12 protein-coding genes are annotated in these 14,369 nt (G+C 72.9%); 3 read left to right on the plus strand and 9 right to left on the minus strand.

Going from position 1 to position 14,369, the window contains the following annotated elements:
• Position 1 precedes the first annotated feature (1 nt).
• The 8 genes from aroC to JOE38_RS04110 all read right to left on the minus strand — a co-directional run bounded on the left by aroC (position 2) and on the right by JOE38_RS04110 (position 9,600).
• The gene (gene aroC, locus JOE38_RS04075) at positions 2-1,240 is read right to left on the minus strand and encodes a chorismate synthase (protein WP_204574969.1); all 1,239 of its coding nucleotides are present in this window, start codon (positions 1,238-1,240) and stop codon (positions 2-4) included.
• Between the two features lie 87 nt (positions 1,241-1,327).
• Positions 1,328-2,218, minus strand: a complete 891-nt coding sequence (locus tag JOE38_RS04080) for a shikimate dehydrogenase (RefSeq protein WP_204574970.1) — start codon at positions 2,216-2,218, stop codon at positions 1,328-1,330.
• Positions 2,211-3,569: an endolytic transglycosylase MltG gene (gene mltG / locus JOE38_RS04085; protein WP_239544739.1), complete on the minus strand. Its 1,359-nt coding sequence runs from the start codon at positions 3,567-3,569 to the stop codon at positions 2,211-2,213. The genes JOE38_RS04080 and mltG overlap by 8 nt, the downstream gene beginning before the upstream one ends.
• A gap of 163 nt (positions 3,570-3,732) precedes the next feature.
• A complete protein-coding gene (gene ruvX, locus JOE38_RS04090) occupies positions 3,733-4,218 on the minus strand; it encodes a Holliday junction resolvase RuvX (protein ID WP_204574971.1) in 486 nt (161 codons plus the stop codon).
• Positions 4,218-6,875 (minus strand): alanine--tRNA ligase, encoded by a 2,658-nt coding sequence (alaS, locus tag JOE38_RS04095; protein ID WP_204574972.1) that lies wholly within the window; start codon positions 6,873-6,875, stop codon positions 4,218-4,220. Before alaS ends, ruvX begins: the two co-directional genes overlap by 1 nt.
• A 6-nt stretch (positions 6,876-6,881) precedes the next feature.
• Positions 6,882-7,103 (minus strand): hypothetical protein, encoded by a 222-nt coding sequence (locus JOE38_RS04100; RefSeq protein ID WP_086513230.1) that lies wholly within the window; start codon positions 7,101-7,103, stop codon positions 6,882-6,884.
• A 196-nt stretch (positions 7,104-7,299) separates the two neighbouring features.
• A complete protein-coding gene (gene rpsD / locus JOE38_RS04105) occupies positions 7,300-7,929 on the minus strand; it encodes a 30S ribosomal protein S4 (protein ID WP_012038492.1) in 630 nt (209 codons plus the stop codon).
• A 249-nt stretch (positions 7,930-8,178) separates the two neighbouring features.
• Positions 8,179-9,600, minus strand: a complete 1,422-nt coding sequence (locus JOE38_RS04110) for a replication-associated recombination protein A (protein ID WP_204574973.1) — start codon at positions 9,598-9,600, stop codon at positions 8,179-8,181.
• A gap of 73 nt (positions 9,601-9,673) precedes the next feature.
• Between JOE38_RS04110 and JOE38_RS04115 the strand changes: the two genes are divergently transcribed.
• From JOE38_RS04115 to JOE38_RS04125, 3 genes are all read left to right on the plus strand, one after another.
• Positions 9,674-9,985 carry a dioxygenase gene (locus JOE38_RS04115; protein ID WP_204574974.1) on the plus strand — a complete coding sequence of 104 codons (312 nt, stop codon included), beginning with the start codon at positions 9,674-9,676 and terminating at the stop codon, positions 9,983-9,985.
• 208 nt (positions 9,986-10,193) lie between these two features.
• Entirely contained in the window at positions 10,194-11,426 is a 1,233-nt protein-coding gene (locus JOE38_RS04120; RefSeq protein ID WP_204574975.1) for a DUF349 domain-containing protein, read from the plus strand.
• Between the two features lie 94 nt (positions 11,427-11,520).
• Entirely contained in the window at positions 11,521-12,129 is a 609-nt protein-coding gene (locus JOE38_RS04125) for a type IV toxin-antitoxin system AbiEi family antitoxin (RefSeq protein ID WP_204574976.1), read from the plus strand.
• Here the strand turns inward: JOE38_RS04125 and JOE38_RS04130 are convergent.
• Positions 12,116-14,365 (minus strand): RelA/SpoT family protein, encoded by a 2,250-nt coding sequence (locus JOE38_RS04130; protein ID WP_204574977.1) that lies wholly within the window; start codon positions 14,363-14,365, stop codon positions 12,116-12,118. The two genes, JOE38_RS04125 and JOE38_RS04130, sit on opposite strands and share 14 nt — an antisense overlap.
• Between the last annotated feature and the right edge of the window lie 4 nt (positions 14,366-14,369).

Raw genomic sequence — 14,369 nt, forward strand, 5'->3', positions numbered from 1 at the left:
CTCAGGCCTCGGGCGCCGCCGGCGGCGCGGCGTCCGCCTCGTCCACGAGGTCGGCGCCCGTGCGGCGGCCCTCCGGGATCGCGTCGAGGTAGCCGCGGAGGTTCCGCAGGGTCTCGCCCACGGAGTCGCCGCCGAACTTCTCCAGCACGGCGTCGGCGAGCGTGAGCGCCACCATGGCCTCGGCCACGACGCCCGCGGCGGGCACCGCGCACACGTCGGAGCGCTGGTGGTTCGCGGGGGCGGCGCCGCCCGTGGCGGTGTCGATGGTGCGGAGGGCGCGCGGCACGGTCGCGATGGGCTTCATGCCCGCACGGACGCGGAGGACCGTGCCCGTCGACATGCCGCCCTCGGTGCCGCCAGCGCGGTCCGTGGACCGGCCGATGCCGGCGTCCGTGGAGAACAGCTCGTCGTGTGCCTCGGATCCGCGGCGCGTGGTGGTGAGGAAGCCGTCGCCGACCTCGACGCCCTTGATCGCCTGGATGCCCATGAGCGCGGCCGCGAGCTTCGAGTCGAGGCGGCGGTCCCAGTGCACGTGCGAGCCGAGGCCCGGCGGCAGGTCGTAGGCGAGGACCTCGACGACGCCGCCGACCGTGTCGCCGCTGGCCTTCGTGTCGTCGACCTCGGCGACCATGCGGGCGCTCGTCTCGGGGTGGAAGCAGCGCAGCGGATCCGCGTCCAGCGCGTCCACGTCGGCCGGCGTCGGCAGCGGCGCGCCCTCGGGCACGCGGACGGGACCGATGGCGAGCGTGTGGCTCACGAGCGTGATGCCGAGCTCGGCGAGGAACGCGCGCGCCACGGCGCCGAGCGCGACGCGGGCGGCGGTCTCCCGGGCGCTCGCGCGCTCGAGCACGGGGCGCGCCTCGTCGAAGTCGTACTTCTGCATGCCCACGAGGTCGGCGTGGCCGGGGCGGGGACGAGTGAGGGCCGCGGCGCGCGCGCCCTGCAGCTTCGCGGGGTCCACCGGCTCGGGGCTCATCACGTCGACCCACTTGGGCCACTCGGTGTTGCCGATGCGCACGGCGATGGGGCTGCCGAGCGTGCGCCCGTGGACCACGCCGGTCGACAGGCTCAGCTCGTCCTGCTCGAACGCCATGCGCGCGCCGCGGCCGTAGCCGAGCTTGCGACGGGCGAGGTCGGCGCGGATGCCGTCGAGGCTGACGGGCACGCCCGCGGGCAGGCCCTCCAGGACGGCGATGAGTTCGGGGCCGTGGGATTCCCCGGCGGTGAGCCAACGCAGCATGCCCCCATCCTCCCACAGCGGTAGGGACCGACCCGCGAGCAGGCTCGCGTCCACGGCCTCCCACAACGGCAGGGACCGACCCGCGGGTCAGGCGCCGGCCCAGGCCCGATCCGGATCCCGGCCGACGCTCGCGAGCATCGCCGCCAGCACGCGCTCCTCGTCCGGCAGCGGCCGGGCGTCGTCGGCGTGCGCGAACAGGCGCACCTGGTCGAGCGCCTGGTGCACGAGCATGTCGATCCCCGGCACGACGCGGCCGCCCGCCCGCTCCCACCCGCTGGCGATGCCCGTGGGCCATGGGGCGTAAGTGACGTCGAGGAGCACGGTCGCCTCCGGCAGGTAGGACGGCAGCGGCACCGCCGCGGCGGCGTCGCCCGGGAGGGTGCTGATCACGGTGTCGGCGTCGCGGAGCGCGCTCACGGCGTCGTCGAGCGGCACGGCGTGGAGCACGATGCCCAGCTCCTCGGCCAGCGGCGCGAGCTCCCGCCCCTGCTCCGGGCGGCGGGCCGCGACCACGATCTCGCGGGCGCCCATGCGACCCAGCGCGACGACGGCCGAGCGCGCGGTGGATCCGGCGCCCAGCACGACGGCACGCCCGCACCGCGCGACGCCGGCCATCCCGAAGGCCCTCACGATCCCCGCGACGTCCGTGTTCGCGCCGCGGCGCCGCACCCCGCCGTCGCCGTCCTCCTCGAGGAGCAGCGTGTTGGCCGCGCCCGCGAGGCGTGCGGTGTCGTCGAGCAGGTCGAGGAGCGGCAGCACGTCGCGCTTGAGCGGCATCGTGAGCGAGAGGCCGCGCCAACCGGATCCGAGGCCCGCGACGAACGCGCCGAGGTCGGCCCCCGTGCACTCCACCGCCTCATAGGACCAGTCGAGCCCGAGCACCCGATAGGCCGCCGCGTGCAACCGCGGCGAGAGCGAGTGCGCGATGGGGCTGCCGAGGACCGCCAGCCGCACGGCCGGCGTCCGCGGATCAGCCATTGCCGGGGTTGTCCTTCATGAACTGCTGCCACTGGGCGACGGCCTTCTGGTGCTCCTCGTACGTCTGGGAGAACACGGTGTCGCCCGTGATGGTGTTGACCGTGACGAAGTACAGCCACGGGCCGTCGGCCGGCGCCAGCGCGGCCTTGATCGCGAGGTCGCCCGGGTTCGAGATGGGGCCCACCGGCAGCCCCGGGTGCACGTAGGTGTTCCAGGGGTTGTCGTCGGCGCGCTCGGCGTCGGTGGTCGTCACCCGGCCGACGGACTGCGCGCCGTAGGCGACGGTGGCGTCCGACTGCAGCGGCATGCCGATCGCGATGCGGTTCTGGAACACGCGCGACACCTTGTAGAAGTCGCCCTCGAAGCGGGCCTCCTTCTGGATGAGCGCGGCGAGCGTGAGCACGCGGTGCCGGTCGGCGGCCGCGACGCCGGCCTGGTCGAGCGCCTGGAACGTGCGGCTCACCATCGCCTTCACCATGTCCGTCGCGGAGGTGCCGGGCGGGAAGTCGTACGTGGCCGGGAAGAGGTAGCCCTCGATGTTCGGCGCCTCCGCGGGGATGCCGAGCGCGGCGCGATCGGCGGCGGCTGCCTCCAGGTCGGCGACGGGCGTGCCGGTGCCCTCCGCGATGAGCTCGAACGCCTGCGCGGCCGTCTGGCCCTCGGGGATGGTGACCTTGGCCTGGATCTGGCTCGACGGATCCTGCAGCAGCGCGAGCGCGGACGCCGCGCTCATCTGCTTCCGGAGCGTGTACGTGCCCGGCTGGAAGACGACCTCGCCGCCGGACGCGACGACGGCCTGGTAGAACGCCTTCGACGTCCTCACGACGTCCTGCGCCGCGAGCGTGTCACCGATGGTGCTGCCGGTGTCACCCGTCTTGACGACCACCTGCACCTCGCCGGATCCGTCGCCGTCGTAGTCGGTGGGCTCGGCGGGCGTGAGGAGCGCCGTCACCACCGGGCCGAAGAGCGACGTGGCGATGACGGCCGCGCCGCCGAACAGCGCGATGAGCAGGACCACGACGTACGGCCACTTGGGGTGGCGCCGCTTCGGCTTCGGGGCGACGGGGGCCTTCTGGCGCGGCGGTGCACCGCGTCCGCCGTCCGACGTCTCGCGGGTGGGCGTGAGGGGGGTCGGTGAGGTCCGGGCCACGCTCGCCGCGGCCACGTCGACGCGCGACCGGTCCTCGGATGCGGGACGGGGAGCGCCGGCGGGCGGCAGGGGTGCGGTCTCCCGTGCGGCGGGACGCCCGTCGGCCGCCGCCGATCGCGGCGCGTCGTCCGGTGCGGGCGCCGGGGTCCCCGCCTGCGCCTCCGCGGCCTCGCGCAGGGCGCGGAGCTCGCGTCGCGTCATGGGCGCGCCGGTGCCGATGCCGGGGCCCTCGCCGCGGGGAGCGGGAGACGGAGCCGGCGTCGCGGCCGGTGCCGGGGCATCGCCGGGCTGATCGCCGAACAGGCTCTCGAAGGGGTCGCCACCGCCACCCGCGGCCGCCGCGGCGCGTCGGGTGGGATCGGTCTCAGGCGTGTCGGTCAGGATCGACTCGGTTCCTCGGGACGAGAGCACCGGGTGGGGAGCCGGCGGCGCGCTCGGTCTCGAGCGCATGTTGAAGGATTATAACGGCCGCCACCTGGTCGATCACCGGCTTCTGCTTACGGGAGCCTCTGCCCGAGGCGCGCAGGGCGCCCTGCGCGGAGACCGTCGAGAGGCGCTCGTCGACCAGCCGCACGGTGATCTCCGTCGCATCCGCGAGGCGCCGGGCGAACCCCTCCGCGTCCTCCGTGGACGCCGTGGCCCGGCCCGAGAGCGCGAGCGGCAGGCCCACGAGGATCTCCGCGCAGTCGATCTCGGCGGCCACCTCGAGGATCCGCCGCACGTCCGCCGAGCCGGCCGCGTCGCGCGGCACGGTCTCGACGGGCGTCGCGATCAGGCCGTGCGGATCCGACCGGGCGAGGCCGATGCGGGCCTTCCCCACGTCGACCGCCAGCCGGGACCCGACGCGCATCAGGAGGCGAGCGCCTGGCGGACAGCGGCGAGGGCGTCGCCGATGGCCGACACGTCGGATCCGCCGCCCTGCGCGAGGTCGTCCTTGCCGCCGCCGCCGCCGCCGAGCACGGCCGCCGCCGCACGGGCGAGCTGCCCGGCCTTGGCGCCGGCGTCGCGCGCGGCCTGGTTCGTGGCCACGATGACGGTCGGCTTGCCGCCCGCGTCGCCCGCGAGGGCGACCACGACGGGCTCGGATCCCGCGCGCTCCCGCACGAGCGTCACGAGCTGGCGCACCTCGTCGGCCGAGCGCACGCTGCCGAGCGACTCCTGGATGAGGGTCACGGATCCGACGCGCGAGCCCTGCGCGAGGAGCGCCGGCACGCGCTGCTGCAGCGCCTGCGCCTCGAAGTCGGCGATGCGCCGCTCCGCCGTCTTCAGGTTCTGCAGGAGGTCGGCGATGCGGTCGGGCAGCTGCTCGCGCGGCGTCTTGAGGCTCGACGTGAGCTGCGACACGATCGCGCGCTCGACGGCGAGGTCCTGGAACGCCTCGCGGCCGACGAGCGACTCGATGCGGCGGTTGGTGGATCCGACGGACGACTCCCCCACCACGTTGATGAGCCCGATCTGCGCGCTGGACGACACATGCGTGCCGGCGCAGAGCTCGCGCGACCACGGGCCGCCGATGTCGACCACGCGCACGGTGTCCCCGTACTTCTCGCCGAACAGCGCCATGGCGCCGAGCTGCTTGGCCTCGTCGATCGGCATCACGCGCGTCACGACCTGCAGGTCGTCCCGCACGGCGCCGTTCGCGATGTCCTCGATCTCGCTGCGCGTCTCCGGGCTCAGCGCCTGGTTCCAGGCGAAGTCGAGGCGCATGTAGCCGGCCCGGTTGTAGGAGCCGGACTGGTGGGCGTCCTGGCCGAGCACCTGGCGGAGCGCGGCGTGCACGAGGTGCGTGCCCGAGTGCGCCTGCGTCGCGCCGCGGCGCCAGTCGGCGTCGACGACCGTGGTGGCGGCGTCGCCGACGCCCACCTCGCCCGAGCGCACCTGCACGCGGTGGCTGATGAGGCCCTTCACGGGCTTCTGCACGTCGAGCACCTCGAGGTCGAAGCCCTGGCCGACGATGCTGCCCGCGTCGGCCTCCTGGCCGCCGGACTCCGCGTAGAGGCTCGTCTCGGGGAGGATGACCTCCGCGATGTCGCCCGCGACCGCGTGGTCGACGCTGTGGCCGCCCACGATGAGGCCGAGGATCGTCGTCCCGGTCTCCAGCTCGTCGTACCCGGTGAAGCGCGTCTCGCCCGCCGCGCGGAACTCGCTGTACACGGTGAGGTCGGCGAGGGCGGTCTTCTTGCTCTTGGCGTCGGCCTTGGCGCGCGTGCGCTGCTCCAGCATCAGGCGGTCGAAGGCCTCGCGGTCGACCGTGAGGCCGTTCTCCTCGGCCATCTCGAGCGTGAGGTCGATGGGGAAGCCGAACGTGTCGTGCAGCAGGAACGCGGTGTCGCCCGCGATCCGCTCGCCGCCCTTCGCCTTCGTCTCGCCGACGGCCACGTCGAGGATCGTCGTGCCGCCCGAGAGCGTGCGGAGGAAGGTCTCCTCCTCCGCGTAGGCGAGGCGGGAGATGCGGTCGAAGTCGTCGGACACCTCGGGGTAGGCGGCCTTCATTGCATCGCGCGACGCGGGGAACAGCTCGCCGAAGGTCGCGGCGTCCACGCCCATGAGGCGCATCGCCCGCACGGTGCGGCGCATGAGGCGGCGCAGGATGTAGCCGCGCCCCTCGTTGGACGGCCGCACGCCGTCGGACATGAGCATGAGCGAGGAGCGCACGTGGTCGGCGACGATGCGCATGCGCACGTCGTCCTCGTGGTCGGCGCCGTAGCGGCGGCCCGCGAGCTCGGCCGCGCGGTCGAGCACGGGGCGCACCTGGTCGATCTCGTACATGTTCTCGACGCCCTGCTTGAGGAACGCGACGCGCTCGAGGCCCATGCCGGTGTCGATGTTCTTCTTCGGCAGGTCGCCGAGGATCTCGAACTCGCTCTTGCCCGTGCCGGCCCCGCGCAGGTACTGCATGAAGACGAGGTTCCAGATCTCCACGTAGCGGTCGTCGTCGGTCGCCGGGCCGCCATCGGCGCCGTAGGCGGGGCCGCGGTCGAAGAAGATCTCCGAGCAGGGGCCCGCCGGGCCCGGCTGGCCCGTGTGCCAGTAGTTCGTGTCGCGCCCGAGGCCCTGGATCCGCTCGTCCGGCAGGCCCGCGATGCGCTTCCACGCCTGACGCGCCTCGTCGTCCTCGTGGTAGACGGTGACCCAGAGGTCGTCGGGCGAGAAGCCGAGCCCGCCGTCGGCCTCGCTCGTGGTGAGCAGCTCCCACGCGTACGCGATGGCCTGCTCCTTGAAGTAGTCGCCGAAGGAGAAGTTGCCGTTCATCTGGAAGAAGGTGCCGTGCCGGGGCGTGCGGCCGACCTCCTCGATGTCGAGCGTGCGGATGCACTTCTGGACGCTCGTGGCGCGCGGGAACGGCGCGGGCACGACGCCCGTGAGGTACGGCACGAACGGCACCATGCCGGCCACCGTGAACAGCAGGGTCGGGTCGTCGCTGACGAGCGACGCCGACGGCACGACGGTGTGCCCTCGGTCGCCGAAGTACGTCAGCCAGGCGTTGCGGATGTCTGCGGTCTGCATGCGGTCCTACTGCTTTCCCAGCTCGGTGATGGTGTCCTCGGCCTCGCCCACGGCGGAGCGGAGCTCGGCCTCGCGGCGGCGGTAGCCGTCCTCGACGGCCTCGCCGAACCGGCGGGCCCGGGCGTCGACGCCCTGGAACAGGCGGTGCCCGGCCGGCGTGCGGTCGACCACGTGGGCGACGGCGAAGCCGATGACGACCCCCACGACGATGAGGACGAGGTTCTTCATGCTTCTCCCCTTCCGGGAGCTGCCCCCAGACGGAGGTGACGTGCGGTGCGGAGGCCAGCGGGGGCCGAGGGCGATCCTACCGGCCGGTCCGCGCGCCACCCGCGTCGGGCGGCGTCCGGATCGCGTCCGGGCCCGGAGACGCCGAGAGGCGGGCCGCCCGGATGGACGACCCGCCTCGCGGACGGTGGTGCGGTGCTTAGCGTGCCGCGTAGTACTCGACGACCAGCTGGACCTCGCAGGTCACGGGGACCTCGGCGCGCTTCGGCAGGCGCACGAGGCGGGCCTGCAGCTTGTCGAGCTCGACCTCGAGGTACGAGGGGAGCTTCGGCAGCACGTCGGCGTGACCGCCGGCGGCGGCGACCTGGAACGGCTCGGTGCCCTCGGAGCGCGGCTTGACGTGGATCATCTGGCCGGCCTTCACGCGGAAGGAGGGGCGGTCGACGATCTTGCCGTCGACCATGATGTGACGGTGCACGACGAGCTGGCGGGCCTGCGCCGTGGTGCGCGCGAGGCCGGAGCGGACGACGAGCGCGTCGAGGCGCTGCTCGAGGATCTCGACGAGGTTCTCACCGGTCAGGCCCTGCGTGCGACGCGCCTCCTGGAAGGCGATCTTGAGCTGGGCCTCGCGGATGCCGTACTGGGCGCGCAGACGCTGCTTCTCGCGCAGGCGGACGGCGTAATCGCTGTCCTGCTTGCGCTTGGACCGACCGTGCTCGCCCGGTGCGTAGGGGCGCTTCTCGAGGTACTTGGCCGCCTTCGGCGTGAGCGGGATGCCCAGCGCGCGGGAGAGGCGGGTCTTGCTGCGGGTGCGTGACTTGGTGGACACGTTTTCCTTCCAGGGAGAAAGTCTCTGACTACGGATGATGCAGGGCGTCCGCGCACACGCATGTGCGCGCGACGACACGAGACCGCTGATGCGGTGTCCTGCGGAAGTAGAGGGATTCGCCACGGGTCGTCCGGCTACAGGACGTGTCCCTTGATCATGATGTCGACGCAGCCGCACGCGACACCCGATTGAGGCGTCAGCAAGCGTAGCACGCGAGGGGCGCGATCCCGGGGATGCGCCGCGCCGGGATCAGCCGCCGCGGACGATGCGCCGCAGCTTCTCCAGCCGGGCGGACAGGTCGCGCTCGTGCCCGTGCTGCGTGGGCGAGTAGTAGGTGCGTCCGACGAGCTCGTCCGGCAGGTACTGCTGGGTGACGACGCCGATGTCCGCGTCGTGCGGGTAGCGGTAGCCCCTGCCGTGGCCGAGCCGCTTCGCGCCCGGGTAGTGCGCGTCGCGGAGGTGCAGGGGCACGCGGCCGAAGGCGCCGGCGCGCACGTCCGCGATCGCCTGGTCGATGCCGAGGTAGGAGGCGTTCGACTTGGGCGCGGTCGCGAGGTGCACGACCGCCTGCGCCAGCGGGATCCGCCCCTCGGGCATGCCGATGAGCTGCACCGCGTCGGCGGCGGCCACCGCGACGACGAGCGCCTGCGGGTCGGCGAGCCCGATGTCCTCGGAGGCCGAGACGATGATCCGCCGGGCGATGAAGCGCGGGTCCTCCCCCGCCTCGATCATGCGGGCGAGGTAGTGCAGCGCGGCGTCGACGTCGGATCCGCGGATCGACTTGATGAACGCGCTGATGACGTCGTAGTGCTCGTCGCCGTTGCGGTCGTAGCGGAGCAGCGCGCGGTCGACCGCGAGCGCGACCTGCTCGGTGGAGATGGGGATGGGCGCGGGATCCTCGGCGGGAGCCGCGTCGCCGCCCTCGTCATCGTCCTCGTCCGCGTCGCCGTCCTCGTCATCCTCTGACGCCGCGCGCGCCTTGCCCGACGCGTCCGCCTGGGCCGACACGGCCGCCGCCTCGAGCGCCGTCAGCGCGCGTCGCGCGTCCCCCGACGCGAGCCGGATGATCATCGCCCGCGCGTCGTCGTCGAGGGAGAACCGCCCGCCCAGGCCCCGGTCGTCGGCGACCGCGCGGTCGACCAGCACGCCGAGGTCGTCGTCGTCGAGCTGCTCCAGGGTCAGGAGGAGGCTGCGGGACAGCAGCGGGGAGATGACGGAGAACGACGGGTTCTCGGTGGTGGCCGCGATGAGGATCACCCACCCGTTCTCCACGCCCGGCAGCAGCGCGTCCTGCTGGGCCTTGGTGAAGCGGTGGATCTCGTCGAGGAAGAGCACGGTCGAGACGCCGAAGAGGTCGCGGTCGCTCAGCGCCTTCTCCATCACCTGCCGCACGTCGCGGACGCCCGCGGTCACGGCCGAGAGCTCGACGAATCGGCGGCTGGATCCGTGCGCGATGGCCTGCGCGAGCGTCGTCTTGCCCGTGCCGGGCGGGCCCCACAGGATGATCGAGACCGAGCCCTGCTCCCCCGCCACGTCCGAGGCGAGGCTCACGAGGGGCGAGCCGGGTGTCAGGAGATGACGCTGACCGGTGACCTCGTCGAGGCTGCGGGGACGCATCCGGACGGCCAGGGGCGTCGCCCCCGAACGGAGGCCCGGTCGCGTGTCGGTCATGGTCTCGATGGTAGGCGCGACCGGCTATGGTTCCCGTACCGCCGCCTCGGGCGGGACCGACCGTGAGGACGCCGTGGCCCCGAAGAACGACCGCGCAGCCCGCGAGGCGCAGGCCCGGCTCCGCCGCTACGCGGCCCGTCAGGAGCTCCACGCACGGGCCGTCCGACGCCGTCGCCGCGACGACCTGGCGGCGGTCGTCGCCGTGGTCGTCGTCGCCGCCCTCGCCATCGGGGCGCAGCTCGCCTACGAGTCGGGTCCCGGAGCTCCCGCACCGGTGCCGGCGTCCTCCACCCCCACGTCCCCCGACGCCCCCGCGCCGACGACGCCCGACGTCACCCCGACCGCCGACCCCGCCCCCGTGCCGGAGGCGACCCCGACACCCTGAGCCGCCGATCCGGCCGGCCGGTCCTCACGAGCGTCTGCGAGCCGAGGCCGATGGGCGCCGCGCCCGCGCAGGCCCGGCCCGCCCTGGGGCATGATCGACAGGTCAGCCAGCGTCCGTCGCGAGACGATCCCGCCCGCGAGGCGTGCTCTAGGCTGGCGTGCACGTCTCCGCACCGGTCCGGCCGGTCCTACGAACAAGGTGAACATCCGTGGCTGACAACGATCAGACCCCCTGGGGCCGCGTCGACGAGACGGGCACCGTCTTCCTCCGCGAGGGCGACGGCGAACGCGCCGTCGGCCAGTACCCCGACGGGACCCCCGAGGAGGCGCTGGCCTACTTCCAGCGCAAGTTCACCGACCTCGCGGGCCAGGTCACGCTCCTGGAGCAGCGCGCCAAGCGCGGCGCACCCGCTGCCGACGTCTCCAAGGCCGTCGCGCACCTCATCGAGGCCGTCACCGGCGCGAACGCCGTCGGCGACCTCGCCGCCCTGCGCGCCCGGCTCGACGTCCTCGCCGCCACCGTCGGCGAGCTCACCGAGAAGCAGGGCGAGGAGCAGCGGCAGGTGGTGCAGGGCGCCATCGCCGAGCGGACCGCCATCGTCGAGGAGACCGAGCGCCTCGCGACGCAGGACTTCTCGAAGGTCCAGTGGAAGCAGCTGACCGCCGAGGTCGACGCGCTGTTCGGCCGCTGGCAGCAGCACCAGCAGACGGGACCGCGTCTGCCCAAGACCGACGCGAACGAGCTCTGGAAGCGCTTCCGCACCGCGCGCTCCACCATCGACACTGAGCGGAAGGCGTTCTTCGCCGAGCTCGACAACGCCCACAAGGACGCCCGCTCGAAGAAGCAGGCCATCGTCGAGCAGGCGCGTGCGCTCGAGCCGCAGGGCGTCGGCGGGATCCCCGCGTACCGTCGTCTCCTCGACGAGTGGAAGCTCGCGGGGCGCGCGGGCAAGCGGTACGACGACGCGCTGTGGGCGCAGTTCAAGGCCGCCGGCGACGTCCTGTACGGCGCCAAGGCCGAGGTCGACGCCGCGGACGACGAGGAGCAGCAGGCCAACCTCCAGGCCAAGCTCGCCCTCCTCGACGAGGCCGAGCCGATCCTGCAGATCACGGAGCGCACGGCGGCGCGCGACAAGCTCACCGCCGTCCAGCTGCGCTGGGACGCCATCGGTCGCGTCCCGCGGGACAGCGTCAAGACCGTCGAGGATCGGCTGCGCAAGGTCGAGACCCACGTCCGCACCCTGGACGAGGAGTTCTGGCGCAAGAACAACCCGGAGACCAAGGCGCGCTCCGAGGGGCTCGCCTCGCAGCTCGGCGCCGCGATCGACAAGCTGCAGCGCGAGCTCGATGCGGCCAAGGCCGACGGAGACGCGCGACGCATCAAGGACGCCGAGGAGGCGCTCGCCGCCCGCCGCGTCTGGCTGGACGCGCTCGGCTCGTAGCGCGCCCCCTCCGCACCACCCGTGACGGCCCGGGATCCTCCACAGGATCCCGGGCCGTCGTGCGTACGGCGGCGCGCGATGGCATGGTGCGCGCATGCCACCCCGCCTCGCGCCCGTCCTGTCCGTCCTCGACCTCCCGCTCGCCGAGCTCTGCTCCGCCCGCCTCGACGGCGAGGTGTACGAGGTCGACGCCTGCTACTCCCCCGTGGACGAGCTGGCCTCGCCCTGGCTCCGCGCCGCGGCCCTCGCCACGCAGGTACCCTCGCGCCTCATCGCCGAGAGGTCGACGGCGGCCTGGGTGCACGGCGCCGTCCGCACCCCGCCCCGGACGCACGAGTACTGCGTCGACAGCGTCGCGCGCTGCCACCCGCCGGCGCTGCGCAACGTGCGCATCCGCGAGGTCGTGCTCGACGATCGCGACACGGTCGTGCTGGCCGGCCTCCGCGTCACGACCCCGCTGCGGACCCTGTGCGACATCGCGCGCACGGTCGCCGACTTCACGCCGATCCACGAGGCCGCGTGCCTCGGTCTGCTGGCGCTGCCCGGGGTGACGGACTCGGCCGCCCGCGAGCACCTCGCGGCCTCCGGCGCGCTTCCCGACAAGCGCCGCGCGCTGACGCGCCTCGACGCCCTGGCCCGCCGCGGCGCATCGGCGGTTCCCGCGGGGAGCGCCGGTGGAGCGGATCCGGTCAGCCGCCGTTGACGCGGTACACGTCGTACACCGCGTCGATGCGGCGCACCGCGTTGAGCACGCGGTCCAGGTGCGTCACGTCGCCCATCTCGAAGACGAAGCGGCTGATGGCCAGCCGGTTGGACGACGTCGAGACGGACGCGGAGAGGATGTTGACGTGGTGCTCCGACAGCACACGCGTCACGTCGCTGAGGAGCCCCGAGCGGTCGAGCGCCTCGACCTGGATGTGCACCAGGAACAAGCTCTTCGACGACGGCGCCCACTCCACCTCGATCATGCGGTCGGGCTCGGCGCGCAGCGAGTCCACGTTGTGGCAGTTGGCCTGGTGCACGGAGACGCCTGCGCCCCGGGTCACGAACCCGATGATCTCGTCGCCCGGCACCGGAGTGCAGCACTTGGCGAGCTTCACGAGGATGTCGGGGGCGCCGCGCACGAGCACGCCGGAGTCGCTGTTGCGCGACACGCGCGAGCGCTGCGTGACGGCGAAGACCTCCTCGGCCTCCCCGCCGCTGTCGCCCTGGATGGAGGAGAGCACCTTCTCGATCACCGACTGCGTGGAGACGTGGCCCTCGCCGACGGCCGCGTAGAGCGCCGCGACGTCGTCGTACTTCATGCTCTGCGCCACGTCCGAGAACGCGTCCTGGTTCATGAGCTTCTGCAGCGGCAGGTTCTGCTTGCGCATGGCGCGGGCGATGGCGTCCTTGCCCTGCTCGATCGCTTCCTCGCGCCGCTCCTTGGTGAACCACTGCTTGATCTTGTTGCGCGCGCGGGCGCTCTTCACGAACGCGAGCCAGTCCTTGCTCGGACCGCTGTCGGGGTTCTTCGACGTGAACACCTCGACCACGTCGCCCGTGGCGAGCGGGTTCTCGAGCGGCACCAGCCGCCCGTTCACCTTCGCGCCCATGGTGCGGTGGCCGACGTCCGTGTGCACGGCGTACGCGAAGTCCACCGGGGTCCCGCCGGCGGGCAGGCCGATGACCTTCCCGTGCGGCGTGAAGACGTAGACCTCCTTCGCGCCGATCTCGAAGCGCAGGGAGTCGAGGAACTCGCCCGGATCCGCGGTCTCGGACTGCCAGTCGGAGATGTGCGCGAGCCAGGCGAGGTCGGTGTCCCCCTGCGGCGACACCTCGGCCGCGCGCCCGCCGTTCATGCGGTCCTTGTACTTCCAGTGCGCCGCGACGCCGAACTCGGCACGCTGGTGCATCTCGTGCGTGCGGATCTGGATCTCCACCGGGCGGCCCTTGGGACCGATGACGGTGGTGTGGAGCGACTGGTAGAGGTTGAACTTCGGCGTGGCGATGTAGTCCTTGAAGCGCCCGGGCACGGGCGTCCATCGGGCGTGGATCGCGCCGAGCACGGCATAGCAGTCGCGGAGCGAGTCGACCAGCACACGGATCCCCACGAGGTCGTAGATCTCGTCGAACTCGCGGCCGCGCACGACCATCTTCTGGTAGATCGAGTAGTACTGCTTCGGCCGGCCGGCCACCTTGCCGCGGATCTTGGCGGCGCGCAGGTCGTCGTTGACGCTGTCGATCACCTGCTGCACGAACTCCTCGCGCTGCGGCGTGCGCTGCTTCACGAGGTTCTCGATCTCGACGTAGATCTTCGGGTAGAGCACGGCGAACGAGAGGTCCTCGAGCTCCCACTTGATGGTCGAGATGCCGAGGCGGTGCGCGAGCGGCGCGTAGATCTCGAGGGTCTCCTTCGCCTTGCGCTCGGCGGACGCCGACTCGACGAAGCCCCACGTGCGCGCGTTGTGCAGACGGTCGGCGAGCTTCACCACGAGCACGCGGATGTCCTTCGACATGGCCACGACCATCTTGCGCACCGTCTCGGCCTGGGCGCTGTCGCCGTACTTGAGCTTGTCGAGCTTCGTGACGCCGTCGACGAGCATGGCGATCTCGTCGCCGAAGTCGTGGCGAAGCATGTCGAGCGTGTAGTCGGTGTCCTCGACCGTGTCGTGGAGGAGGGCCGCCGCGAGGGTCTTGGGGCCGATGCCGAGGTCCGCCAGGATCTGCGCCACGGCCACCGGGTGGGTGATGTACGGCTCGCCGCTCTTGCGCTTCTGCCCCTCGTGCGCGCGCTCGGCGACGGCGTAGGCCCGCTCGATCAGGCTCATGTCGGCCTTCGGGTGGTGCAGGCGCGCGGTGCGGATGAGCTGCTCGACGGCGCCGGCCGGCTGCGCCCGGGAGAAGAGGCGGGGCACCAGGCGCCGGAGGGAAGCCGTGCTCGAGGTCGTCTCCGTCATCGTT

The sequence above is a fragment of the Clavibacter michiganensis genome, assembly GCF_016907085.1.
Classification (GTDB): Bacteria; Actinomycetota; Actinomycetes; order Actinomycetales; family Microbacteriaceae; genus Clavibacter; species Clavibacter michiganensis_O.